Below are 23,606 nucleotides of genomic sequence, written 5' to 3'. Positions count from 1 at the left end.
TTCATGCTGAAACAACAGCATGAAACATGAAACGTTCAGGCGTAAAAAAACCGGGTGGCGCCTTGCGGCGCACACCCGGTTGATCGGATAGCTGAGCCGGTCTTAGTGACCCGACGCGCCCGATGCGCCGATACCGGTCTCGGCGCGCACTTGCTGCGCCTCGAAGCCTGCACGGTCGATTTGGGCACGCGGACCCTTGTCGGTGATCGAGAACAGCCAGATACCGATGAAGCCCACTGCCATCGAGAAGATCGCTGGCGAGGCGTACGGGAAGATCGCGGCCGGATGATGCAGCACATCGACCCACACCGATTTCGACACGATCGTCAGGCCCACTGCCGTGGCCAGGCCCAGGAAGCCGCCGACGGTTGCGCCGCGGGTGGTGCAATCCTTCCACAGCACCGACATGAACAGCACCGGGAAGTTGGCCGATGCGGCAATCGCGAAGGCCAGCGACACCATGAAGGCGACGTTCTGCTTCTCAAAAGCGATACCCAGCACCACGGCCACGATACCCAGGGCGATGGTGGTGATCTTCGACACGCGCAGCTCGTTTTCGCTGGTGGCATTGCCCTTCTTGAACACGGTCGCATACAGATCATGCGACACGGCCGAAGCACCCGACAGCGTCAAGCCCGCCACCACGGCCAGGATGGTCGCGAACGCTACCGCCGAGATGAAGCCCAGGAACACGTCGCCGCCCACGGCCTTGGCCAGGTGGACTGCCGCCATATTGTTACCACCCAGCAGAGCACCGGCTGCATCCTTGAATGCCGGGTTGGTACCCACCAGCACGATCGCGCCGAAGCCGATGATGAAGGTCAGGATGTAGAAGTAGCCGATCCAGGTGGTTGCCCACAGCACCGACTTGCGCGCTTCTTTTGCGCTCGGAACGGTAAAGAAGCGCATCAGGATGTGTGGCAGGCCGGCGGTACCGAACATCAGCGCCATGCCGAACGAGATGGCCGAGATCGGATCCTTGATGAAGCTGCCCGGACCCATGATGGCGGTGCCCTTGGCGTGCACTTCGGTCGCGGTCTGGAACAGCAGGGCCGGGCTGAAGTTGTATTGCGCCAGCACCGAGAACGCCATGAACGACGCGCCCGACAGCAGCAGCACGGCCTTGATGATCTGGACCCAGGTGGTGGCCGTCATGCCGCCGAACAGCACGTAGACCATCATCAGGATACCGACCAGCACGACGGCGATCCAGTACTCCAGACCGAACAGCAGCTTGATCAGCTGACCTGCGCCGACCATCTGCGCGATCAGGTAGAACGCGACGACGACCAGCGTGCCGGAGGCCGCGAACACGCGGATCGGCTTTTGCGCAAAGCGGTACGAGGCCACGTCGGCAAACGTGAAGCGGCCCAGGTTGCGCAGGCGCTCCGCCATCAGGAACGTGATGACAGGCCAGCCGACCAGGAAGCCGATGGCGTAGATCAGGCCATCGTAACCGTCGAGGAACACGGCGGCCGAAATACCGAGGAACGACGCCGCCGACATGAAGTCGCCCGCAATCGCCAGGCCATTCTGGAAGCCCGTGATGCCACCACCCGCGGTGTAGAAGTCGGACGCCGACTTGGTCTTGGCGGCGGCCCACTTGGTGATGAACAGCGTGCCGACGACGAACAGCGCGAACATGCTGATCGCGGTCCAGTTGGTCGGCTGGCGAACGGCCTGGCCCATGTCGGGCGCAGCGTAAGCAATGCCGGAGACAGCCAGCAGCACGAATGCCAGCAGTGAGGAGGTGCGAGCGCCGGCCATCATGCGCCCACCTTTGCACGGATGGCGTCGCTCAACTCGTCGTATTCGCGGTTGGCGCGGCGCACATAGATGCCGGTAATCAGAACAGTGAACAGGATGACGAACAGGCCCAGGGGAATGCCCCAGGTGATGACACTGTTGCCGATCGGGGTGCCCATGAACTCCTTGTTGAACGCGACCAGCAGCGTGAAGCCGTAGTACACGATCATCATGGCCCAGGTCAGCGTCCAGCCGAAGCGGGAACGGATGCGTTTGAGTTTCTGGTAATTGGGGTCATTCTTGACCCGTTCTACGATGTCTTGATCCACTTTGTCTCCTGATTCTTTTGATAGTGCCGTGGTTCGGCTGCCTTTTTGGCTGCGACCCATCCTACGGGCATGCCCTTACCGGATTCTTACGCCGGGTGCCTAATTTCGACCGGTCGTTCGCCGATTGGTGTTTCAGGCTGAAACATTGGCCATCTTTTGCACTACACTTGAAACATGGATTCCCCACGTTCTTCTTCCGCTGGCGACAAGCCCATCATCTGGACGGTGTCGGTCTCGCGCCTGTCCGCCCTGTTTCGCGACATCACCGTCGAATACGATCACCTGGCCTCGATCGAGCCCCTGCACATCGGGTTCGATGAGGCCGCAACGCACATCCGCGAGCGGCTCGCAACGGAACACTGCGATGTCGTGATCGCCGCCGGCTCGAACGCGGCCTGGCTCAAGAGCCGCGTGTCGGTGCCCGTGGTGGCGGCCCGGGCCAGTGGCTTCGACGTGCTGCAGGCGCTCACGCGCGCGCGCAAGCTCGCCAGCAATGCCCCCGGCGCCATCGGCGTCGTCAGTTACGGCGCCCTGCTCCCGGAGCTGGCCGACTTTGCGGCCGGCTTCGGCCTGGACCTGGTCCAGCGCAGCTACGTGACGCAGGAAGATGCGCGCGCCGCCGTCGACGAACTCAAGGCGCTGGGCGTGGCCGTCATCGTCGGTGCCGGCTCGGTGACCGACCTGGCCGAAGAAGCGGGCCTGCGCGCCGTGTTCCTGTATTCGGCGGCGTCGATCCGGCAAGCGTTCGACGACGCACTCGAACTGGCGCGCCTGACCCGGCTCGAGGTCGACCGCAGCCGTGGCCGTGGCCGAACCGGCAGCACGCCGCCCGACAGGCAGCGGCTGCGGCGCGGCCTGAACGACCTGCGCGGCGACTCGCCCGCGATGCAGCAGCTGCGCCAGACGGTCGTGCTGTACGCGCGCTCGCCCAGCACCGTGCTGATCGAAGGCGAAACAGGCAGCGGCAAGGAACTCGTGGCGCAGGCCATCCACCGCGAAAGCCCGCGTCGGGATGCGAACCGCCCTTTCGTGGCCGTCAATTGCGGCGCCATTGCCGAGTCGCTGCTCGAATCGGAACTGTTCGGCCATGAAGACGGCGCCTTCACCGGCGCGCGCCGTGGCGGGCACGCGGGCCTGTTCGAAGCGGCCAATGGCGGTACGCTGTTTCTCGACGAGATCGGCGAAATGCCGCTGAGCCTGCAAACGCGCCTGCTGCGCGTGCTGGAGGAGCGCGAAGTGATGCGCGTGGGTGGCACGCGGCCGGTGCCGATCGATGTGCGCGTGATCAGCGCCACCCACTGCGACCTGGAGGCGCGCGTGCGCGACGGACGCTTCCGGGCCGACCTGTTCTATCGCCTGGCCGTGCTGCGCCTGGCCCTGCCGCCGCTGCGGGCACGGGTGCAGGACATCGCGCCGCTGCTCGAGTGGTCGCTCAAGGGCGCACTGGCCGCGCTCGATGCGCGCCCGCACCCGAACCTGCTGGCCGAACTGAAAGCCTGCACGCCGCTGCTCACCGGCTACGCCTGGCCCGGCAACGTGCGCGAGCTGCGCAACCTGACCGAGCGCCTGGCGCTGTTTTTGGCGGCCGAGCCGCTGCAGGCGCTGACGCCGGGCTTCATGCTGTCGGTGGCGCCGGAGCTGGCGCGTGGTGCTGCCCCTGTCGATGCCGCGGCCGGGCCGACCCGGGAATCGGCAGCCGCGGTGCTGGCGCGCTTTGGCGGGCAGCGCGACCTGGCGGCCGATCATCTTGGGATCAGCCGCACGACGCTGTGGCGGCGGCTGAAGGCGGAAGGCTAAGCTCTGATCTTCGCCCCTTAAGACGCTCCAAAGCAACATGTATCGAAAACTCGTATCATGATTCTTTGATATGGCCTGGCGCCAATCCGCGCCAGGTCGTCATGGCATGCCGGCCGCGGCGCCCCTATCCGCGGCGCCGCATCCGACCCCAACGGAGGCAACTATGCAACATGCGTCGCAAGCGGCTCTGTTTTCCCTGATTGGCGATACCCCGATGGTCGAAGTGACCCGCATCGATACGGGGCCCTGCCAGCTGTTCCTGAAGCTCGAATCGCAAAACCCGGGCGGCTCCATCAAGGACCGTATCGGCAAGACGATGATCGAACAGGCCGAGCATGACGGCCTGCTCAATCCCGGCGGCACGGTCGTCGAAGCCACTGCCGGCAACACGGGCCTGGGCCTGGCGCTGGTGGCACGGATCAAGGGGTATCGCGTCGTGCTCGTGGTGCCCGACAAAATGGCGCCCGAAAAAATCCTGCACCTCAAGGCGCTCGGCGCCGAAATCCACCTGACCCGCTCCGACGTCGGCAAGGGCCACCCGGAGTACTACCAGGATCTCGCCGCGCGGCTGGCCAAGCAGATTCCCGGCGCCTGGTTCGCCGACCAGTTCAACAACCCGGCCAATCCGCGCGCCCACGAAACCACGACCGGGCCCGAGATCTGGGACCAGGCCAAGCACAAGCTGGACGCGATCGTTCTCGGGGTCGGCTCGTCCGGTACGCTCACGGGCCTGTCGCGCTACTTCAAGAAAGCCGCGCCCCTGCTCGAATTCATCCTGGCCGATCCGAAAGGTTCGATCCTGGCCGAATACGTCGAGACTGGCCACGTGTCGCAGCATGCCGGCTCATGGGCCGTGGAAGGCATCGGCGAAGATTTCATTCCCGGCATCGCCGACCTCACCCGCGTCAAGAAGGCCTACACGATCACCGACGAAGAAAGCTTCGCCACTGCCCGCCTGCTGCTGCAGCAGGAAGGCATCCTGGGCGGCTCGTCCACCGGCACGCTGCTGGCGGCAGCGCTCAAATACTGCCGCGCGCAGACGCGCCCCAAGCGCGTCGTCACGTTCGTCTGCGACACCGGAACCCGCTATCTCAGCAAGGTGTACAGCGATGGCTGGATGGTCGACCAGGGCCTGATCACACGTCCGAAAACGGGCGACCTGCGCGACCTGATCGGGCGCCGCCACGACGCCGGCGAAGTCATCACGCTGGCGCCATCCGACACGCTGCTCACTGCCTTCAACCGCATGCGCTCGAGCGACCTGCAGCAACTGCCCGTGATGGACGCCGAAGGACGCCTGGCGGGCCTGATCGATGAATCCGACCTGCTGCTGAAGGTCACGCAATCGAACGACCATTTCAGCGCGCCGGTGTCGTCCACGATGACGGCCGACCTGCAAACCCTGCCCCCTGGCGCGAGCATGGCGCAACTGCGCGACATTCTCGACCGGGGCCTCACTGCCGTGATCGCCGACGGGCCGCAGTTCTTTGGCCTGATCACGCGCTACGACCTGCTCAATCACCTGCGAAGGACACTCTCGTGACCCATCCGGACACCAAACACACCATCGAATTCAAACGCCACCTGGCCACCCGCGTCATCCACGGCGGCCAGTCGCCCGAACCCGCGACCGGCGCCGTGATGCCGCCGATCTTCGCCACCTCGACCTATCGCCAGGAAAGCCCGGGCGTGCACCAGGGCTTCGACTACGGCCGCTCGCACAACCCGACGCGCTTTGCGCTCGAACGCTCGCTGGCCGACATCGAGGGCGGCCGCGCCGCCTTCGCGTTTGCGTCGGGCCTGGCGGCGATTGCCGCCGTCCTGGAACTGCTTCCCAGCGGCTCGCACGTCGTCGCGGGTGACGACATGTACGGCGGTACCTACCGCCTGTTCGAGCGCGTGCGCCGGGACAGCGCCGGGCACACGTTCAGCTACGTCGATTTGTCCGACCCGGAGGCCCTGGCCGCGGCCATCACGCCGGCCACGCGCATGGTGTGGGTCGAGACGCCCACCAACCCGATGCTCAAGCTGGCCGACCTGACCGCGATCGCGAGCCTGTGCCACGCGCGCGGCATCCTGTGCGTGTGCGACAACACGTTCGCCAGCCCGATCATCCAGCGCCCGCTCGAACACGGTTTCGACATCGTCGTGCACTCGACCACCAAGTACATCAACGGCCACTCGGACGTGATCGGCGGCGTGGCCATCGTCGGCGCCAATGACCACCAGACGGGGCTGGCCGAGAAGCTCGGCTTCATCCAGAACTCGGTGGGCGCGATCCAGGGGCCGTTCGACAGCTTCCTCGTGCTGCGCGGGATCAAGACGCTGGCCCTGCGCGTGGAACGCAGCAGCGGCAACGCGCTATTGCTGGCGAACTGGCTCGAGCAGCAGCCGCAGGTCCGCAAGGTGCACTATCCGGGGCTGGAATCGCATCCGCAGCATGCACTGGCGCGCAACCAGATGCATGGCGGTTATGGCGGCATCGTCTCGATCGACCTGGACACCGACATCGACGGCGCGCGGCGTTTTCTCGAAGCGTGCGAAGTGTTCACGCTGGCCGAAAGCCTGGGCGGCGTCGAGAGCCTGATCGAGCATCCGGCGCTGATGACGCATGCGAGCATTCCGCCGGAGCGGCGTGCCGAACTGGGGATCGGCGACGGGCTGATCCGGCTGTCGGTCGGGATCGAGCATATCGATGATCAGCGTGAGGATTTGCGGCGGGCGCTGGCGGCGATTTGATTGGGTGAATTGCCGCCAGCGTGCACCCTACGCCAGCAACAGAGGCTCTTGACGTAATCTGAACGTCGCCACCAGCGCCGACAACTCCGCGGCCTGCTGGCGCATCGAGGCGGCCGCTGCGGCCGCTTCTTCCACCATCGCCGCATTCTGCTGGGTCGAGAGGTCCATCTCGGCAATCGCGCGGCTCACTTGCGACACGCCGTTGGCCTGACCAGCGCTGGCGGTGTGGATTTCGCCCAGGATGCCTGCCACGTCGTGCACGTGCTGCAGCATCGTGCGCATCGTCGAGCCGGCCGCTTCGGCAATGCCGGTGCCAGCCTCGATCTCGCGCGACGATTCGCCGATCAGCTTCTTGATTTCTTTCGCGGCGCCGGCCGAGTGCTGCGCCAGGTTGCGCACTTCGGACGCCACCACGGCAAAGCCGCGCCCCTCGCTGCCAGCGCGCGCCGCTTCCACCGCGGCGTTCAGGGCCAGGATATTCGTCTGGAAGGCAATGCTGTCGATCATGCCGGTGATGTCCACGATGCGCGCGGCCGACGCCTTGATCGCGCCCATGCGCACGACCAGCTGACCCACCGCCTGCGCGCCCTCGGCGGCCACGCCGGATGCGGTCTGGGCCAGCGCATTGGCCTGCTGCGCATTGGCGTTGTTGCTGGCGATGGCGCCCGACAATTCGTCCATCGCCGTCACCGTCTCGCGCAGCGATTCGGCCTGGCGCTCGGTGCGGATCGACAGGTCCTGGTTGCCTTCGGCGATTTCGCTGGACGCGGCGTCGATTGCCTGCGCTCCTTGCAGCACTTGCGCGACAGTGCCCGACACGCCGTGCGTCATGCCGTTGAGTGCATCAAAGAGGCGGCCGATTTCATCGGTGCGGGTGTGGCTGATGGTCGGGCGCAGGTCGCCATGGGCCACCTGCTCGGCCAGCGTGGCGGCTTGCCTGAGCGGCCCCACCAGGTTGCGGGTCAGGAGCCAGGCCAGGCCACCGGCCACGGCCAGCGCTGCTGCGCCCAGCGCCAGCAGCAGCACCTTGCTGAAGCTCGATTCCGCTGCCGACGCGTCGGCCAGGCGGTGCGCCTCGGTGCTCTCGTGGGTGAGCAGACCCTCGAGCGCGGCCACTTCCGCCCGATAGGCAGGCTCCCAGCGCTTCGTGAGGATGTCTTCGACCAGACCCGTCTGGCCCAGGTCCTTGGCCTTGAATAGGTCGGCCTGGATCGCGGCCAGCGCGGCTTTGTTTGCGCTTGCCCCGGCGATCAGCGTGCGTTCCTGTGGCGTGGCCGGCAGCTTGCCCAGCTTCGCCTCGATGTCGCTGGCGAGCTTGCGGCCCTCGGCCAGTTGTGCGCCGAAGTAATCGCCCAGTTCCAGGCTGTCACTGCGCGCGATCGACACGGCGCGCGAGCCGTTCAGGCGCGCGATGCCCAATAGCTCGGACGTCAGTTGCTGTTTGGCCAGCTTGTCGTCCACCAGGTTCGACGTGATGACATCGGCCGCATGCATGCGCCAGACGGCAACGGCGGCAATGAGAACGATGACGAGGGACAGGATGCCAAAGGCGCCGATAAGCTTGGTAAACGTATTGCGCGGTGCGAGTCGCATTGGGGATCTTCGTGAGAGTGAAACAGCGTGTGCGCACAGTGTAGGAAGCTTCGATGACAAGCATGTGAAATAGCCTCCAAGTAACTTAGATTACATCTAAGAAATCCTCAATCAACGTTAGGTGTGGGTTCTGCTGGGCATAAAAAAAGCCCGCGGCACTTGCGTGCGCGGGCTTTTGCGGGAGCGAACCTGCTTACTCGATTTCGACCGTCTCGGCCGGGGCCGGTGGCGGGCTGACATCGCCCTCGGGGAATTCGAGGACAACCTCGTCCTTCTCGTTCAGGTCGACCGTAACGCGGCCACCGTTGGTCAGGCGACCAAACAGCAGTTCGTCGGCCAGGGCCTTGCGGATCATGTCCTGGATCAGGCGCGACATCGGTCGTGCACCCATCGACGGATCGAACCCTTTCTGGCCGAGGAACTTGCGCAGCTTCTCGGTGAAGATGGCTTCGACTTTTTTCTCGTGCAGCTGCTCTTCGAGCTGCATCAGGAACTTGTCGACCACGCGCAGGATGATGTCTTCGTCCAGCGCGCGGAAGCTGATGATCGCATCCAGACGATTACGGAATTCCGGCGTGAACATACGCTTGATATCGCCCATCTCGTCGCCCGCTTCACGCGAGTTGACGAAGCCCACCGAACGCTTGGTCAGGCTTTCGGCGCCCGCGTTGGTGGTCATGACGATGATCACGTTGCGGAAGTCGGCCTTGCGACCGTTGTTGTCGGTCAGCGTGCCATGGTCCATCACCTGCAGCAGGATGTTGAAAATGTCCGGGTGGGCTTTTTCAATCTCGTCCAGCAGCAGCACGGTGTGCGGCTTCTTGGTGATCGCTTCGGTCAGCAGGCCGCCCTGGTCGAAACCAACATAGCCTGGCGGCGCGCCGATCAGACGCGAGACAGCGTGCCGCTCCATGTACTCGGACATGTCGAAGCGCACCAGCTCGATGCCCAGGATAAAGGCGAGCTGCTTGGCGACCTCGGTCTTGCCGACACCGGTCGGACCCGAGAACAGGAACGAACCAATTGGCTTGTCCGTCTTGCCCAGGCCAGCACGCGCCATCTTGATCGCGGCCGACAGCGCCTCGATCGCCGGATCTTGGCCGAACACGACGTTGCGCAGATCGCGGTCGATCGTCTGCAGCTTGCTGCGGTCGTCCTGATTGACCGACTGCGGTGGGATACGCGCGATCTTGGCAATGATGTCCTCGATCTCGGTCTTGCCGATCGTTTTCTTCTGCTTCGACTTCGGCAGCACACGCTGGGCGGCGCCGGCTTCGTCGATCACGTCGATGGCCTTGTCGGGCAGGTGACGGTCATTGATGAAGCGCGCAGCCAGCTCGGCGGCGGTGGTCAGGGCCGAGGCCGAGTACTTCACACCATGGTGCTCTTCGAAGCGCGACTTCAGGCCACGCAGGATCGCGATCGTCTGTTCGACGGTCGGCTCGTTGACGTCGACCTTCTGGAACCGGCGCGACAGCGCATGGTCTTTTTCGAACACGCCGCGGTACTCGGTGAAGGTGGTCGCACCGATGCACTTGAGCTGGCCATTGGCCAACGCGGGCTTGAGCAGGTTCGATGCGTCGAGCGTACCGCCCGAAGCCGAACCGGCGCCGATGATCGTGTGGATCTCGTCGATGAACAGGATGCCGTTTGGCGTGTCCTTGATCTGCTTGAGCACGGCCTTCAGGCGCTGCTCGAAATCGCCGCGGTACTTGGTGCCGGCCAGCAGCGCGCCCATGTCCAGCGAGAACACGACAGCGTTCTGCAGGATTTCAGGCACGTCTTCCTGGACGATGCGCCATGCCAGGCCCTCGGCGATCGCAGTTTTACCCACGCCCGCCTCGCCCACCAGCAGCGGATTGTTCTTGCGGCGACGGCACAGGATCTGGATGACGCGGTCGACTTCTTCTTCGCGCCCGATCAGCGGATCGATCTTGCCATCGGCCGCGGCTTTGTTCAGGTTCTGCGTGAACTGGTCCAGCGGGCTTTCCTTGGCCTGGCCTTCGACCTGCGCTTCCTCGACGCCTTCCGGCGCCTTGGACGTGTCGACCTGCTGGTCCTTGCGCACGCCGTGCGAGATGAAATTGACCACGTCCAGGCGGGTCACGCCCTGCTGGTGCAGGTAGTACACCGCGTGCGAGTCTTTTTCGCCGAAGATCGCCACCAGCACGTTGGCGCCGGTGACTTCCTTCTTGCCGTTGGACGCCGATTGCACGTGCATGATCGCACGCTGGATCACGCGCTGGAAACCAAGGGTCGGCTGTGTGTCGACCTCGCCCGTGCCAGGCACGGTCGGGGTGTTATCGCCGATGAAATTCGTCAGGGTCTTGCGCAGGTCTTCAATATTGACCGCGCATGCACGCAGGACTTCGGCGGCCGAAGGATTATCGAGCAGTGCCAATAGCAGGTGTTCCACGGTGATGAACTCGTGGCGTGCCTGGCGTGCCTCGACAAAGGCCATGTGTAGGGATACTTCAAGTTCCTGCGCAATCATACTTCCTCCATCACGCACTGCAGGGGATGCCCTGCCTTGCGTGCATGCGTTAAGACAAACTCCACTTTGGTACACGCTATATCTTTGGAAAACACGCCGCACACTCCTTTGCCGTTCTGGTGTACCGACAGCATGATCTGCGTGGCCGTTTCCCGATCCTTGTTGAAATACTCCTGGATCACGGCCACGACAAACTCCATCGGCGTGTAATCATCGTTCAGTAGCGCCACCTGGTATAGCGGAGGCGGTTTGACGGTCTGCCGCTCTAGCAGTTGTTCAGTATCGTGCTTCGTTGCCATGGGGTATTCTAATACTTCCGAGGTTAGTGCCAAGCGTAAACATCAGCCCGTTTTTCTGTTGTTTCCATCTTACGCGTTTTCGGATAACTGCGCAGATGGCGTTTCGATTGCCGAAATCAAGCCCACTGCACAGGAATACGATGAAAAATTTGACAACCCGCGCCCCAAACCTCTTGACTTGCGTGATTATTCCACCAACAATGCAGTCATCGACTTTGTACTTATGTACTCGTTGATACGCAGTTAGCAGGCTGAGGAGGGCAAGAGGTTTCTTGCTTTTATGGCTCGTGTGATTTGTTAAATTTGAAAGTTCTTTTATGGCAACTGGTACTGTTAAGTGGTTCAATGATTCCAAAGGCTTTGGCTTCATCACGCCTGATGACGGCGGCGAGGATCTGTTCGCACACTTCTCCGCAATCAACATGAACGGTTTTAAGACCCTCAAAGAAGGTCAAAAAGTCCAATTCGAAGTCACGCAAGGCCCTAAAGGCAAGCAAGCTTCCAACATCCAGGGTAACTAATCATTCCCCTACGGGAAGTGAAAAGCCCCACTCTCGCAGTGGGGTTTTTTTTCGCCTGCCGTCACTGCGACGACGGGCTGCACGTCACATCTGTTCGATCAGCACTTCACCAAAGCCCGAGCACGACACCTGCGTCGCCCCTTCCATCAGGCGCGCGAAATCGTACGTCACTTTTTTCGACACAATGGCCTTGCCCATCGCTGCGATGATCAGGTCGGCCGCCTCGCTCCAGCCCATGTGACGCAGCATCATTTCGGCTGACAGGATCAGCGAGCCGGGATTCACGTAATCCTTGCCGGCGTACTTCGGTGCCGTGCCGTGGGTCGCTTCGAACATCGCCACCGAATCGGACATGTTTGCGCCCGGCGCGATGCCGATGCCACCGACCTGGGCGGCCAGTGCATCGGAAATATAATCGCCGTTCAAGTTCAGCGTGGCGATCACGCTGTATTCAGCCGGGCGCAGCAGGATCTGCTGCAGGAAGGCGTCGGCGATCGAGTCCTTGATCATGATGTCGCGCCCGGTCTTCGGATTTTTCAGCTTGCACCATGGGCCGCCGTCGAACAGCTCGGCGCCGAATTCCTTCTGCGCCAGCGCGTAACCCCAGTCGCGAAAGCCCCCTTCGGTGTACTTCATGATATTGCCCTTGTGGACCAGGGTCACCGATGGCTTGTCGTGATCGATCGCGTACTGGATCGCCTTGCGCACGAGGCGTTCGGTGCCCTCGATCGAAACGGGCTTCAGGCCCAGGGCCGACGTGGCCGGAAAACGGATCTTCGACACGCCCAGCTCGGCTTTCAGAAACGCGATCAGCTTTTGCGCGCCTTCCGACCCGGCCTCCCATTCGATGCCGGCATAGATGTCTTCGGAGTTTTCACGGAAGATCACCATGTCGGTCTTTTCCGGTTGCTTCAGTGGCGACGGCACGCCAGTGAAATAGCGCACCGGGCGCAGGCAGACATACAGGTCGAGTTCCTGGCGCAGCGCGACATTCAGCGAGCGGATGCCGCCGCCGACCGGCGTGGTCAGCGGACCCTTGATCGAGACGACGTACTCCTTCAGCACGTCCAGCGCTTCGGCGGGCAGCCAGACATCGGCGCCGTAGCGTTTGGTCGCCTTTTCACCGGCGAAGATCTCCATCCAGGCGATGCTGCGCTCGCCACCGTAGGCCTTGCGTACCGCCGCGTCGACCACCTTCTTCATCACCGGCGTGATATCCGCGCCCGTGCCGTCACCCTCGATATATGGAATGATCGGCGTGGCCGGCACATTCAGGCTGCAGTCGGCATTGACGGTGATCTTCTGGCCCGCAGGCGGGACGGTGATATGCTGGTACATCAAGTTCTCCAGGTAGGTGGCGAAAGGCGGAGCGAACGACGTTATGAACTACGTTACGAACTACGTTACGAACTCGCCTACAATGTCGCCGTGGCCAGCGTCAGCCGAGGGCTGCTCTTCATTATGCCCCAGTATTTTGCCATATTGCCACGCTACCGGCTGGCCGCCCTTTCATTCGTTTCTCTGCACCTTCATGTCCCTGATCCTCTTCAATAAACCGTTCCAGGTCCTGTGCCAGTTCTCGTCCCAGGAAGGCCGCGAATGCCTTGCTGACTATCTCAAGATTCCCGGCATCTACCCCGCTGGCCGGCTCGACGCCGACAGCGAAGGCCTGATGCTACTGACCGACGACGGCCAGCTCCAGCACAAGATCGCCCATCCGGATCACAAGGAAGCCAAGACCTACCTGGTGCAGGTCGATGGCGTGCCCGATGCCGCCGCCATGGCGCGCCTGCAGGCGCCGCTCGACCTGGGCGACTTCGTCACCAAGCCGTGCCGCGCCGCGCGCATCGCCGAGCCCGAGTGGCTGTGGCCGCGCAATCCACCGATCCGCGCGCGCCAGGACAAGCCCACCAGCTGGCTTGCCATCACGCTCGAAGAAGGCAAGAACCGCCAGGTGCGCCGGATGACGGCGGCCGTGGGCTTGCCGACGCTGCGCCTGGTGCGCAGCAGTATCGGCCCGTTTTCCCTGAGTACGCACCCATTGCTGCCAGGCGAATTCATCGACGTCCCAGCCTACTCGCGCCACGCGGACAAATAAAAAACCCGCCGACCTCTCGGTCGGCGGGTTTCAGTTACAGCAGCCGTTCAGATCAGGCGAACGAATCGATCGCCGCATTGAAGGTGGCGCTCGGACGCATCGCGGCCGTCACCTTGGCTTCATCCAGCTTGTAGTAACCACCGATATCGACCGGCTTGCCCTGCACTGCCAGCAGCTCGGCGACGATGGTCGCTTCGTCGTCGGCCAGTTTCTTGGCCAGTGGCGCGAACGTGGCGGCCAGTGCGGCGTCGTCAGTCTGCGCAGCCAGCTCCTGCGCCCAGAACAGCGACAGGTAGAACTGGCTGCCGCGGTTGTCGAGCTCGCCGGTCTTTGGCGATGGCGACTTGCGGTTGTCCAGCAGCTTGCCGGTGGCAGCATCCAGCGTGCGGGCCAGAATCTTGGCCTTGTGGTTGCCGGTTTTCAGGCCCAGGTCTTCCAGCGACACGGCCAGTGCGAGGAACTCGCCCAGCGAATCCCAGCGCAGGTGGTTTTCTTCGACCAGCTGCTGCACGTGTTTCGGTGCCGAACCGCCGGCGCCCGTTTCGTACATGCCGCCACCGGCCATCAGCGGCACGATCGACAGCATCTTGGCGGACGTTCCCAGTTCCATGATCGGGAACAGGTCGGTCAGGTAGTCGCGCAGGATGTTGCCGGTCACCGAGATGGTGTCCAGGCCGCGCCAGACGCGCTCGAGCGTGAAGCGCATCGCGCGCACCTGCGACATGATCTGGATATCCAGGCCATTCGTGTCGTGATCCTTCAGGTAGACCTTGACCTTCTTGATCAGTTCATTTTCGTGCGGACGATACGGGTCGAGCCAGAACACAGTTGGCATGCCCGAGTTGCGCGCGCGCGTCACGGCCAGCTTGACCCAGTCGCGGATCGGCGCATCCTTGACCTGGCACATGCGCCAGATATCGCCCTGCTCCACGTTCTGGCTCATCAGGACTTCGCCGGTGGCGAGGTCGGTGATGTTGGCCACGCCGTCTTCCTGGATCTCGAAGGTCTTGTCGTGCGAGCCATATTCTTCGGCTTGCTGGGCCATCAGGCCAACGTTCGGGACGGTACCCATCGTCTTCGGATCGAAGGCGCCGTGCCATTTGCAGAAGTTGATGATCTCCTGGTAGATGCGCGCGAAGGTGCTCTCCGGGATAACGGCCTTGACTTCCTTCAGGCGACCATCGGCGCCGTACATCTTGCCGCCGGCGCGGATCATGGCTGGCATCGACGCGTCGACGATCACGTCGTTCGGCGAATGGAAGTTGGTGATGCCCTTGGCCGAATCGACCATGGCCAGTTCAGGACGGTGTTCCTGGCACGCGTGCAGGTCGCGGATGATTTCTTCGCGCTGCGACGACGGCAGGTCGGCGATCTTGTTGTACAGATCGGCCATGCCGTTGTTGACGTTGATGCCCAGGCTCTCGAACAGCGCGCCGTGCTTCTCGAACGCTTCCTTGTAGAACATGCGCACGCAGTGACCGAAGACGATCGGGTGCGACACCTTCATCATCGTTGCCTTGACGTGCAGCGAGAACAGCATGCCGGTGGCGTGTGCGTCTTCGATCTGGGCTTCGTAGAAGGCCAGCAGCGACTTGCGGCTCATGAACATCGAATCGATGATTTCACCGGCCAGCAGCGAGACCTTTGGCTTGAGCACAATGGTCTGGCCGCTCTTGGTGACCAGTTCCATCTTGACGTCGCGCGCAGCCTCAACCGTCATCGACTTTTCGCCGTGGTAGAAGTCGCCTTCGGTCATGTGCGCCACGTGGGTGCGCGATGCTTGCGACCATGGGGCCATCGAGTGCGGGTTCTTGCGCGCGTATTCCTTGACGGCGCGCGGGGCGCGGCGATCCGAGTTACCTTCGCGCAGGACCGGGTTCACTGCCGAACCGATGCACTTGCCGTACTTGGCCTTGACGGTTTTTTCTTCGTCGGTCTTCGGGTCCGACGGGTAGTCAGGGATGTTGTAGCCCTTGTCCTGCAGTTCCTTGATCGCGGTGGTCAGCTGGCTGACCGAAGCGCTGATGTTCGGCAGCTTGATGATGTTGGCGCTCGCCTCGAGCGTCTTCTTGCCCAGCTCGACCAGCGAATCCGGCACGCGCTGCTCGGGGGTCAGGTTTTCAGGGAACGCTGCCAGGATACGGGCCGCGACCGAGATGTCGCTGGCCGTGACGGTGATGCCGGCCGGCTTCGTGAAGGTGCTGACCACAGGCAGGAAGGCGTGGGTCGCCAGCAGCGGCGCCTCGTCGGTCAGGGTGTAGATGATGGTCTGATCACTGCTCATGCACATTTTCCTCGGTAATCGCGACAACGTCGCGCGTAGTAAAAACTGACAATTGGCCACGGCCCATCAATAGATGAGCCGCGGGCACTGGGTGCCGATGCCGGACATTCTACCCCTGTCTGCGACGGGAGGGCCAGAGCGCACCGGCGTACATTCCGTTGGTTGGGCGGCCGCTTCGTGCAAGGCCGCGAAACCTGTCTTCAACACTAGTCTTCTATAAGACATAAGACGCGCCATATTATGCCCCACCTTTGCGGCAGACACCAGTTTTTACGTTATCGCTAACGCCGTCATGCATTCCGGATGGAAAAATGGGAGCGCCAAGCAAAAAAACCCGCCAGGACCGAAGTCGGGCGGGTCTTTCCACTGCACAGAACTTGCCTGCGCGGCCCGGAGGCCGCACGCACGCGGGCTTTACGCCGACAGTGCTTTCAGGGCTGCAGCCAGGCGGCTCTTGTGGCGCGCTGCTTTGTTCTTGTGGATGATTTTCTTGTCAGCGATGCTGTCGATTTTCGACACGGACTGCTGGAAGATCAGGGTCGCGGCTTCTTTGTCGCCAGCCTGGATGGCTTTGCGAGCTGCCTTGATTGCGGTACGCAGGGTCGAACGCTGCGACGAGTTGTGCGCGTTTTGCTTAACTGCTTGACGAGCGCGCTTGCGCGCTTGTGCGGTATTTGCCATGGAATTTCCTAAATCGGGGTCAAGTTGCGTTTGCAAACATTAGCGACTGTTAAACCGGCGCAGGAGCCTGCCCAACGATTAGTGTCTGCTAACAGAATTCAGTACAGCCCATGATTATAGCGAAGCTTTCAAGTCTGGGCAATTCAAAATTCAAAGATTGTCGGCTGGATGTCTGTACCGGTCGAGTTGCACCAGTATAATCTCGCGCCATGAACCTGCTCAGAACCCTCGCCGCCATCTCCAGCATGACGATGCTTTCGCGCGTCACCGGTCTCTTGCGTGAAAGCCTGTTTGCGCGCGCTTTCGGCGCCTCGGCGTATACCGATGCCTTCATCATCGCGTTCCGCCTGCCCAATCTGCTGCGGCGTCTGTTTGCCGAAGGGGCGTTCTCGCAAGCGTTCGTGCCGATCCTGTCCGAATACAAGACGCAGCATGGCGACGTGGCCACCAAGACGCTGGTCGACCATGTCGCCACATCGCTGCTGTGGGCCACGGTGCTCACCAGTATTGTCGGCATCATCGGCGCCCCGCTGCTGATCATGGTCCTGGCCGGCGACCTGCGCGAAACGCCCGGCGCCTACAACGCGTCGGTCATCATGACGCAGATGATGTTCCCGTACATCGCCTGCATGTCGTTTGTCGCGCTAGCCGGCGGCATCCTGAATACCTGGCGCCAGTTCAAGATCCCCGCGTTCACGCCGGTGCTGCTGAACCTGTCGTTCATCTTCGCGTCGCTCGTGCTGGTCAATTACCTCGAGCAGCCGATCTATGCGATGGCGATTGCTGTCTGCGTGGGCGGCCTGCTGCAGGTGGCGATCCAGATTCCGTCGCTCGTGAAAATCGGCATGTTGCCGCGCATCTCGTTCAATCCGATGACGGGCCTGCGCGACGCCGGCGTGCGCCGCATGCTCAAGAAGATGGGCCCGGCCGTGTTCGCCGTGTCGGCAGCCCAGATCAGCCTGTTGATCAATACCGGCATCGCCGCCAGCCTGGCCGCCGGCGCCGTCTCGGCGCTGCAATATGCCGATCGCCTGATGGAGTTCCCGACCGCGATGCTGGGCGTGGCCCTGGGCACGATCCTGTTGCCATCGCTGTCGAAAGCCAATAGCGAAGGCGACACCGCCGAATACGCGGCGCTGCTGAACTGGGGCCTGCGCCTGACCTTCCTGCTCGCGCTGCCGGCCGCCGTTGGCATGGCCACGCTGGCCGTGCCAATGATCGCCACCCTCTTCCACTACGGTAAATTCGACGATGCGGCCCTGGTCAATTCTTCGATGCCGCTGATGGCGTACAGCGCCGGCCTGCTCGGCATCATCCTTGTCAAGATTCTGGCGCCAGCGTTCTACGCCCGCCAGGACGTCAAGACGCCGGTGCGCATCGCCGTTGGCGTGCTGGTCGCCACGCAGCTGATGAACCTGATCTTCGTGCCGCTGATGGGCGTGGCGGGCCTGGCGCTGTCGATCGGCCTGGGCGCCTGCATCAACGCGACCTGCCTGTACATCGGCCTGCGCCGGCGTGGCATCTACACGCCGCAACCGGGCTGGGGGAAATTCTTCCTGAAGCTTGCCATCGGCGTGGCGGTCATGGGCGCCGTCGCATGGTTCGGCCAGGCGCAGTTCGACTGGGCCGCCATGAAGGTGACGCCCGGCCTGCGCATCGGTGCGCTGTTCGGCATCATCGTGGCCAGTGCCGTGACGTATTTTGCGATGCTCGCGCTGCTGGGGTTCCGGCCACGCGACTTCCGGCGCCGCGCGGCCTGAACGCTGCTTAGCCTGCGCCACCCCGGCGCAGCGCCGCGATCCGCGCCACAGCATTGCGCTGGTTCGGATCGGCCGCGACGGCTTTTTCGTACGCCGCAATGGCTGACCTGGTGTCACCGAGCGCTTCATATGCCTCGCCTTCACTGTCGAACGCGTTGGCGTACTTCGGCTCGAGGAACGTGGCCAGCTTGAAAAGCTCGACAGCGCCGCGCGCGTTCTTTGCCCGCAGCAGCTGGTAGCCCAGCGTATTCATGCTTAAGGGGCTGAGCTTGAAGTCGGGCGAGCGTGCCACCATCCCAGCATGGATCGACTGCGCATCCTTGTAGCCGGCCTTGGCGAACGCACGCAGGAAGTCGCCTTCGCCAAGGAGTGCATGCCGGGCCGGCGTGAATGCCATCGACATCACCTGCGGGCCGATACCATGGCGCGCCGGCGACTGCTTCAGCCATGCAAGGGCGTCGGTGTCCTGCTTCAGATACGCGTCCAGGAACCGGCGCACATACAACGCGCCGCTGCGATACGCCTGCAGCACATCGGCACGCGCATAGTCGCCGAACGCCGCATCATCGGCAAAGCGCACATGCCACGCGCTGAAATCCGGATGCGTCATCGGCGGCAGCGTCGCGACATACACGTCGGAATACGTCATCGTGTTGAGGTAACTCTTGCCGAGCATGTCCTTGCGCTCCATGACTTCCGCGGACGGCGCACGCGCGCCCAGGTACAGCATCGGCACCGCCGTGCGCGCTGGCTGCACATAACCCGCCGCGCCCCATACCTTCGGGTGATACCGGATGGAGCCATCCAGGCTGACCAGCGCCTTGATGCGGCTGGAACGCGCCGCGGCAAACACATTGGCCATGCCGCCCCAGCTGAAACCTGCCGCCGCCACATTGCCGATGTCGGCCTGCGGCAGCGTCTGCGCGTAATTGGCAAGGAAGGCGATATCGGCGGCCTGCGCCTCGACGCCGTCGACGTCGTCGGTCATCATGACCGAGCGCGCGCCCAGGCTGCGGCTGGCAAGCACCACATAACCATGGCTGGCCAGGTATTCGCACAGGTCGATGTTTTCATGCGCTTGTGCGGCAAAGCTGGGCGCGTAGATCACCACCGGAAAGCGGCCTGCGGCAGCCGCCGCGTCACGCACGGCCAGCGTCGGCGCGCGGTACTGCGCGCGCTGCGGCCCTGACACCCAGTCTGCCCGCTGCCTGGTTGCTTCGGCGGCTGGCGCGGTGAAGTCGACATCATTCAGGCTGGTCTGCTGATAATCTGCGGCCAGCATCTGCGCGCCGCCACCACGCCTGGCTGGATACCAGACCAGCATCTGGATTGGCCGGCCAGGCGCAGCATTGCCGGCCTTGCCGAATGCATCGACCGCCGGCTCGAGCAGCCGGCTGTAATCGTATTGCTGGATGACGCGCAGGCCGACTGCATGCGGGCCAGCCTCAGGGATCAGATTTGGCGCGGCAGGCGCCGGCACGCCTGCGCTGGCACTGACACTGGCGGCGATGGAGAAGAAGATCAGGACGGGACGGAGGCGCATTGGCGATTTCATTGGCGACTTCATTGGTTGTTCACTTGGCTGGTGCGGTCGATGGCCGGATCGGCGTGTAGTGCGCTGACACCAGCCTCCAGGCGCCGTCCTGCTGCAGTGCCACGAAACTCGAGCGCACCGCGGCTGTGCGGGTTTGCCCGCCAACCATCATGACGTAAGACATCTTCGCGAGCACGATGGCGGTATTGCCCAGCACGCGCGGCATGATCTCGTCGACGGTGATTGCCGGCAGCGGCTTGTCGTCATGCTTGACATAGAACGACAGCATCTTCGCGCGCGGGTCGACCTCGCCGATTGGGGAAATCTCGGTATAGTTCTCTGCCGTCAACGCTTCCAGCGTGGCGCGGTCGAACGTGCCTTGCGCCGTGGCAAAGCGCTGCACCAGCTCGCTGACCGACTGTTCGGGTGTGGCGGCGTGGGCGGGCGTGATCGACAGGCAGGCAAGCGCGCCCGCAATGCATAGCGTGTTGCTGCAACGGTGCGACAGGACAGAAATCATGCGACTCCTCGTAAAGTTGGTCAACGCCGGCAGCGGCGTCACGGTGACGGTCGATCATAGCAATGCGCGTTATCGTTGCCTATTAAAAACGGATGCATATGACTGCTGGGTTACTGTGGCGTGCAAATGCAATTCGCCACCAAACGGGAAAGCCCGCTACAGCAACTGCAGTCTGTCAGCGCTCGTGCAACTTGTTCCGGGGACCACAGGAACGTACACCGAGCAATGCTGACGATCTGCTTTCGGCCAAAGCAGCCAGTCGCAGCAGTCAGCTGGACAAAAAGGTGCGCATATCGCCTGCCCCGATTCTCATATTTTTATTAGAGAGTAAACGATTTTATGGGTCCGATACGCATCCGCACTCTGCAACCTATCGATGCTGAGCCGTTGCTGAAATTTGCATTGGAGAACCGTCAATGGTTCGAACGTCACATTGACGCACGCAACTCCGCCTTCTACTCACTCGAAGGTGTTAACGAACATATCGCCTCTTATTTGGCAGGTCTTGATAACGGAACCTGGCACCCGCTCGTTATCGAAGATTCTGAAGGAAAAATAGTGGGCCGAGCGAACCTGAAAGATATCAACATTTTGGAAAGATCGGCAGAAGTCGGATATCGGATTGCCGAGAGCGCTTGCGGGCAAGGATTAGCAACACTGGCGGTCAGGCGGTTGATGCTGGAGGCGCGGTCACATTGGAACCTGAGTCTTTTAGTCGCCAATGTACATGCTGGAAATATAGGTTCGGCAAAAGTGCTCCAACGGTGTGGATTCTCGATCAAACACGTGATTCGCCAGCAAGAGATAGAGCACAATTATCAGTTTGTGCTTTCAATCAACGACTCCAGCCTGTACGAATCGGCAATGTCAGACCTGCCCTGCCCAGCTTGACCCTGCCCTGCTACTGCGTGCAAGTCATCATTCCGCACTACGCAAAGCCCTTGTCGCGCATTCGATACCCTATGCTACCAAAAGGTAACTTCCCAATTCCAATTAATCTTTTTAATTACGACAAGTCTTGTAAATAATTGACGAAATTTGATATTTCGCGCATTTCTGCAGATATTGGAGTTGTAGACTGCTATTGCTTTTCCTGACAGGCCAGGCCTTCAATGGCGCGGCGATTAATGTTACAAAGCATTTAAAAAAGTCGACCATACGACGATGTTTCAATTTGCGAGGAGTGATAATGGCTCTTGCAGTGGGAATTATCTTTCTTGTTGGAGGTGCTTTCGGCCTGTATTGGACTGGAAAGCGGGCGGTTTATCGGCGCAATTCTGCTGGAATTCAAGAGTTCAGTAGTTATAGCGGAGCGCTCGTAACCAACGCGTTAGAGGGCATCGTCAGGATAGGATCGCTGATTGGTATCGTGCTGGGCGTTATGATGATTTCTATGTGGTTCATGTTTGGACGCTAGTCTGTAAGTTTTGCCAGGAGTGCGGCCATCGGACTGCCCATCAGATCGCCCGCCTCGCCTGCCCGAAGACGCTTCAGCCAGGAACAAAGTCTGGTACCGACTGCGGCGAGCGCCAAGCTGGAGTCCGGGCTTTAACCTGCAAGCATGCGCGCGCGCTATGGTAATGGTCGCCCACACCTACCGGTCTTCAGCCGGCTTTTCCGGCGAAGCTTCGGCTTCCGGTTCGGGGGCATTCACCGGCGCAGGTTCCGGGACGGTATCCGGGACGGTATCCGGCGCGGTATCCGGCACGGGATTCGACTCCTCTGTCGCCTCTGCCGGCAGCACATCTGCGGGCGCCGCCGCAGGCAGGCCAAGCGGCGCTGGTTGCGCTGGTTGCGTAGTCGGCGTTGATGGCGCAGCAGACAGTGGCTGCCCAGGCGCCTGCCCCAGCGCCGGATCGCGCGCCTTGAACCGCCACGCCGAAATCGTATCGGCATTGTCCAGGCCCGCAAACCGGCTGTCGAAGTTGGCGATCTTCAGCGGCTTGGCCGTCGACAGACTATGCACTGCAACGACGCCCGTCGTGCCATCCCCGAGATACACCACACCCCACTCGGCCTTGCCCGTCAGCGGGTCGACGAAGATCTTGCGCAGGTGCCGGCGCACGCCCGGCACGCGCGGGTCCTTCAGCAATTCCTTGAGCGATGGCGGATACGGCGACGCGCCTTGCGGCGTCGCGGCCGCGTAGCTGTCCAGCGCCGCGCTGAAGGCAGCGCCAATGTCCAGCAGTTCTTCTTCGGCCGCCGCCCGTTGCAGCAGCGCGCCGATCTTGAGCGTGGCCGCGCCTACCAGGCCGATGATGGTGACAAAGATGATCAGGCCCAGATAAGTGAACCCGGCCTGGCGCCCCCGGCGTATCCCTGCCCGAACTACCATTCCAGATAGGGCCGGCCGCGCCGGTCGTTGCCCGGCGCCCCGCTGCGCAGATTGGCAAAGCCGCCCTGCTCCCCTTCGTGCGGCGCTTCAAGGATCCACGTGTCGCGCGCCTCGGTGACCGGGTCGAGCGGGATTTCGCGCAGGTAGCGCGCCTCCACCAGCTGTTCGAGCGACTCGGGATAGCGGCCGGTATCGGAGCGGTACTGATCGACCACCTGGCGCGTGTTGCGCAGGTTATCGGCCAGAATGGTCTCCTTCGCGCTGTCGATGCTGGGGAAAAAGCGCGGCAGCGCCACCGTCAGCAGCAGCGCGATGATCCCCAGCACCACCAGCAGTTCGATCAGCGTGAAGCCGCGGCCTTTTCCATCTGCATGCATGCGCATTGTGCTCATCTCGTGCTCACCATTTGTTGTAGGGAATGCCGTTCAGCCCCACCCGCGTGGAGCGCGAATACACATCATAGACATCGTCGCCTTCCTGCGGTTGATCCGGCTCGCTGGCGTAGCTGCGCTTGCCCCAGGTGGCGGCGTCATCGAAATCGCGCTCCGGCGTGAACGGGTCGCGCGGCAGGCGCCGCATGAAATAGATCCTGGCCTGCTTCGGGCTGCGCAGGTCGGGCACGCCCTGCACCAGCAATTCCAGCCGCGCCGGATAGCCGCTGGCGTCGGCGGCCTTGGCCACGCGGCCTTCGTCGGCGGCCTTCTTGTAGGCATCCAGGCCGGCGCGGATCTCGCGCAGGCCGCGCCGCAGTTCCTGTTCGTCACGGCGCTGCACCGTGACTTCGGCCACCGGTAGCACCAGGGTGCCGAGCAGGCCCAGGATCGCGAGCGTGACGAGCAGCTCGATCAGCGTGAAGCCGTGCCGCGCGCGCATGCC

21 protein-coding genes are annotated in these 23,606 nt (G+C 62.5%); 8 read left to right on the top strand and 13 right to left on the bottom strand.

Annotated features, from left to right (window positions below; genetic code table 11):
• Positions 1-102: 102 nt before the first annotated feature.
• Both AC56LW_RS21305 and AC56LW_RS21300 read right to left on the bottom strand, forming a co-directional pair.
• On the bottom strand, positions 103-1,770 hold the full coding sequence (locus tag AC56LW_RS21305; RefSeq protein WP_499637386.1) for a cation acetate symporter: 1,668 nt from the start codon (positions 1,768-1,770) through the stop codon (positions 103-105).
• Positions 1,767-2,075, bottom strand: a complete 309-nt coding sequence (locus AC56LW_RS21300; protein ID WP_499501538.1) for a DUF485 domain-containing protein — start codon at positions 2,073-2,075, stop codon at positions 1,767-1,769. The genes AC56LW_RS21305 and AC56LW_RS21300 overlap by 4 nt, the downstream gene beginning before the upstream one ends.
• A 174-nt stretch (positions 2,076-2,249) precedes the next feature.
• On the opposite strand from AC56LW_RS21300, the gene prpR reads away from it, so the two are divergent.
• The 3 genes from prpR to AC56LW_RS21285 all read left to right on the top strand — a co-directional run bounded on the left by prpR (position 2,250) and on the right by AC56LW_RS21285 (position 6,611).
• Positions 2,250-3,872 carry a propionate catabolism operon regulatory protein PrpR gene (gene prpR, locus AC56LW_RS21295; RefSeq protein WP_499637384.1) on the top strand — a complete coding sequence of 541 codons (1,623 nt, stop codon included), beginning with the start codon at positions 2,250-2,252 and terminating at the stop codon, positions 3,870-3,872.
• A gap of 163 nt (positions 3,873-4,035) precedes the next feature.
• Positions 4,036-5,415: a pyridoxal-phosphate dependent enzyme gene (locus AC56LW_RS21290; RefSeq protein ID WP_499637382.1), complete on the top strand. Its 1,380-nt coding sequence runs from the start codon at positions 4,036-4,038 to the stop codon at positions 5,413-5,415.
• Positions 5,412-6,611, top strand: a complete 1,200-nt coding sequence (locus AC56LW_RS21285; protein WP_499637380.1) for a trans-sulfuration enzyme family protein — start codon at positions 5,412-5,414, stop codon at positions 6,609-6,611. The genes AC56LW_RS21290 and AC56LW_RS21285 overlap by 4 nt, the downstream gene beginning before the upstream one ends.
• Positions 6,612-6,638: 27 nt before the next feature.
• Here the strand turns inward: AC56LW_RS21285 and AC56LW_RS21280 are convergent, their stop codons facing one another.
• From AC56LW_RS21280 to clpS, 3 genes are all read right to left on the bottom strand, one after another.
• A complete protein-coding gene (locus tag AC56LW_RS21280) occupies positions 6,639-8,204 on the bottom strand; it encodes a methyl-accepting chemotaxis protein (protein WP_499637378.1) in 1,566 nt (521 codons plus the stop codon).
• A gap of 193 nt (positions 8,205-8,397) precedes the next feature.
• On the bottom strand, positions 8,398-10,698 hold the full coding sequence (gene clpA / locus AC56LW_RS21275) for an ATP-dependent Clp protease ATP-binding subunit ClpA (RefSeq protein WP_258836105.1): 2,301 nt from the start codon (positions 10,696-10,698) through the stop codon (positions 8,398-8,400).
• On the bottom strand, positions 10,695-10,997 hold the full coding sequence (gene clpS, locus AC56LW_RS21270; RefSeq protein ID WP_137175749.1) for an ATP-dependent Clp protease adapter ClpS: 303 nt from the start codon (positions 10,995-10,997) through the stop codon (positions 10,695-10,697). The genes clpA and clpS overlap by 4 nt, the downstream gene beginning before the upstream one ends.
• 317 nt (positions 10,998-11,314) lie before the next feature.
• On the opposite strand from clpS, the gene AC56LW_RS21265 reads away from it, so the two are divergent.
• Positions 11,315-11,518, top strand: coding sequence for a cold-shock protein (locus tag AC56LW_RS21265; protein ID WP_171084635.1), 204 nt, complete (start codon positions 11,315-11,317; stop codon positions 11,516-11,518).
• An 84-nt stretch (positions 11,519-11,602) separates the two neighbouring features.
• Here AC56LW_RS21265 and icd read toward each other — a convergent pair whose 3' ends face one another.
• Positions 11,603-12,856 carry an NADP-dependent isocitrate dehydrogenase gene (gene icd / locus AC56LW_RS21260; RefSeq protein ID WP_499637376.1) on the bottom strand — a complete coding sequence of 418 codons (1,254 nt, stop codon included), beginning with the start codon at positions 12,854-12,856 and terminating at the stop codon, positions 11,603-11,605.
• Between the two features lie 193 nt (positions 12,857-13,049).
• Here icd and AC56LW_RS21255 point away from each other — a divergent pair, with 193 nt between their 5' ends.
• Positions 13,050-13,616, top strand: coding sequence for a pseudouridine synthase (locus tag AC56LW_RS21255; RefSeq protein WP_499637375.1), 567 nt, complete (start codon positions 13,050-13,052; stop codon positions 13,614-13,616).
• Positions 13,617-13,668: 52 nt separating this feature from the next.
• On the opposite strand, the gene AC56LW_RS21250 is transcribed toward AC56LW_RS21255, so the two are convergent.
• Together AC56LW_RS21250 and rpsT are read right to left on the bottom strand one after the other, a co-directional pair.
• Positions 13,669-15,900 carry an NADP-dependent isocitrate dehydrogenase gene (locus tag AC56LW_RS21250; protein ID WP_499637374.1) on the bottom strand — a complete coding sequence of 744 codons (2,232 nt, stop codon included), beginning with the start codon at positions 15,898-15,900 and terminating at the stop codon, positions 13,669-13,671.
• A 414-nt stretch (positions 15,901-16,314) separates the two neighbouring features.
• Complete coding sequence (gene rpsT / locus AC56LW_RS21245; RefSeq protein ID WP_183550274.1) at positions 16,315-16,581, bottom strand: 30S ribosomal protein S20; 267 nt, start codon at positions 16,579-16,581, stop codon at positions 16,315-16,317.
• 209 nt (positions 16,582-16,790) lie between these two features.
• On the opposite strand from rpsT, the gene murJ reads away from it, so the two are divergent.
• Positions 16,791-18,341: a murein biosynthesis integral membrane protein MurJ gene (murJ, locus tag AC56LW_RS21240; RefSeq protein WP_499637373.1), complete on the top strand. Its 1,551-nt coding sequence runs from the start codon at positions 16,791-16,793 to the stop codon at positions 18,339-18,341.
• A gap of 7 nt (positions 18,342-18,348) precedes the next feature.
• Here murJ and AC56LW_RS21235 read toward each other — a convergent pair whose 3' ends face one another.
• Both AC56LW_RS21235 and AC56LW_RS21230 read right to left on the bottom strand, forming a co-directional pair.
• Entirely contained in the window at positions 18,349-19,884 is a 1,536-nt protein-coding gene (locus AC56LW_RS21235; protein ID WP_499637371.1) for a dienelactone hydrolase family protein, read from the bottom strand.
• 31 nt (positions 19,885-19,915) lie between these two features.
• Complete coding sequence (locus AC56LW_RS21230; protein WP_499637369.1) at positions 19,916-20,395, bottom strand: nuclear transport factor 2 family protein; 480 nt, start codon at positions 20,393-20,395, stop codon at positions 19,916-19,918.
• 339 nt (positions 20,396-20,734) lie between these two features.
• On the opposite strand from AC56LW_RS21230, the gene AC56LW_RS21225 reads away from it, so the two are divergent.
• Together AC56LW_RS21225 and AC56LW_RS21220 are read left to right on the top strand one after the other, a co-directional pair.
• Positions 20,735-21,286 (top strand): GNAT family N-acetyltransferase, encoded by a 552-nt coding sequence (locus AC56LW_RS21225; RefSeq protein WP_499637367.1) that lies wholly within the window; start codon positions 20,735-20,737, stop codon positions 21,284-21,286.
• A gap of 298 nt (positions 21,287-21,584) precedes the next feature.
• Complete coding sequence (locus AC56LW_RS21220; protein ID WP_499637365.1) at positions 21,585-21,812, top strand: hypothetical protein; 228 nt, start codon at positions 21,585-21,587, stop codon at positions 21,810-21,812.
• Positions 21,813-21,989: 177 nt separating this feature from the next.
• On the opposite strand, the gene AC56LW_RS21215 is transcribed toward AC56LW_RS21220, so the two are convergent.
• From AC56LW_RS21215 to AC56LW_RS21205, 3 genes are read right to left on the bottom strand one after another with little or no spacing between them, the layout of a single operon-like run.
• Entirely contained in the window at positions 21,990-22,730 is a 741-nt protein-coding gene (locus tag AC56LW_RS21215) for a type II secretion system protein (protein ID WP_499637363.1), read from the bottom strand.
• Positions 22,724-23,122, bottom strand: a complete 399-nt coding sequence (locus AC56LW_RS21210) for a type II secretion system protein (protein WP_499637361.1) — start codon at positions 23,120-23,122, stop codon at positions 22,724-22,726. Before AC56LW_RS21210 ends, AC56LW_RS21215 begins: the two co-directional genes overlap by 7 nt.
• A 7-nt stretch (positions 23,123-23,129) precedes the next feature.
• Entirely contained in the window at positions 23,130-23,603 is a 474-nt protein-coding gene (locus AC56LW_RS21205; protein WP_499637359.1) for a type II secretion system protein, read from the bottom strand.
• Between the last annotated feature and the right edge of the window lie 3 nt (positions 23,604-23,606).

The sequence above is a fragment of the Telluria sp. LT2P80 genome, from assembly GCF_059685955.1.
The sequence above is the reverse complement of the archived record's forward strand: the minus strand, read 5'-3'. Positions and strand labels throughout refer to the sequence as shown.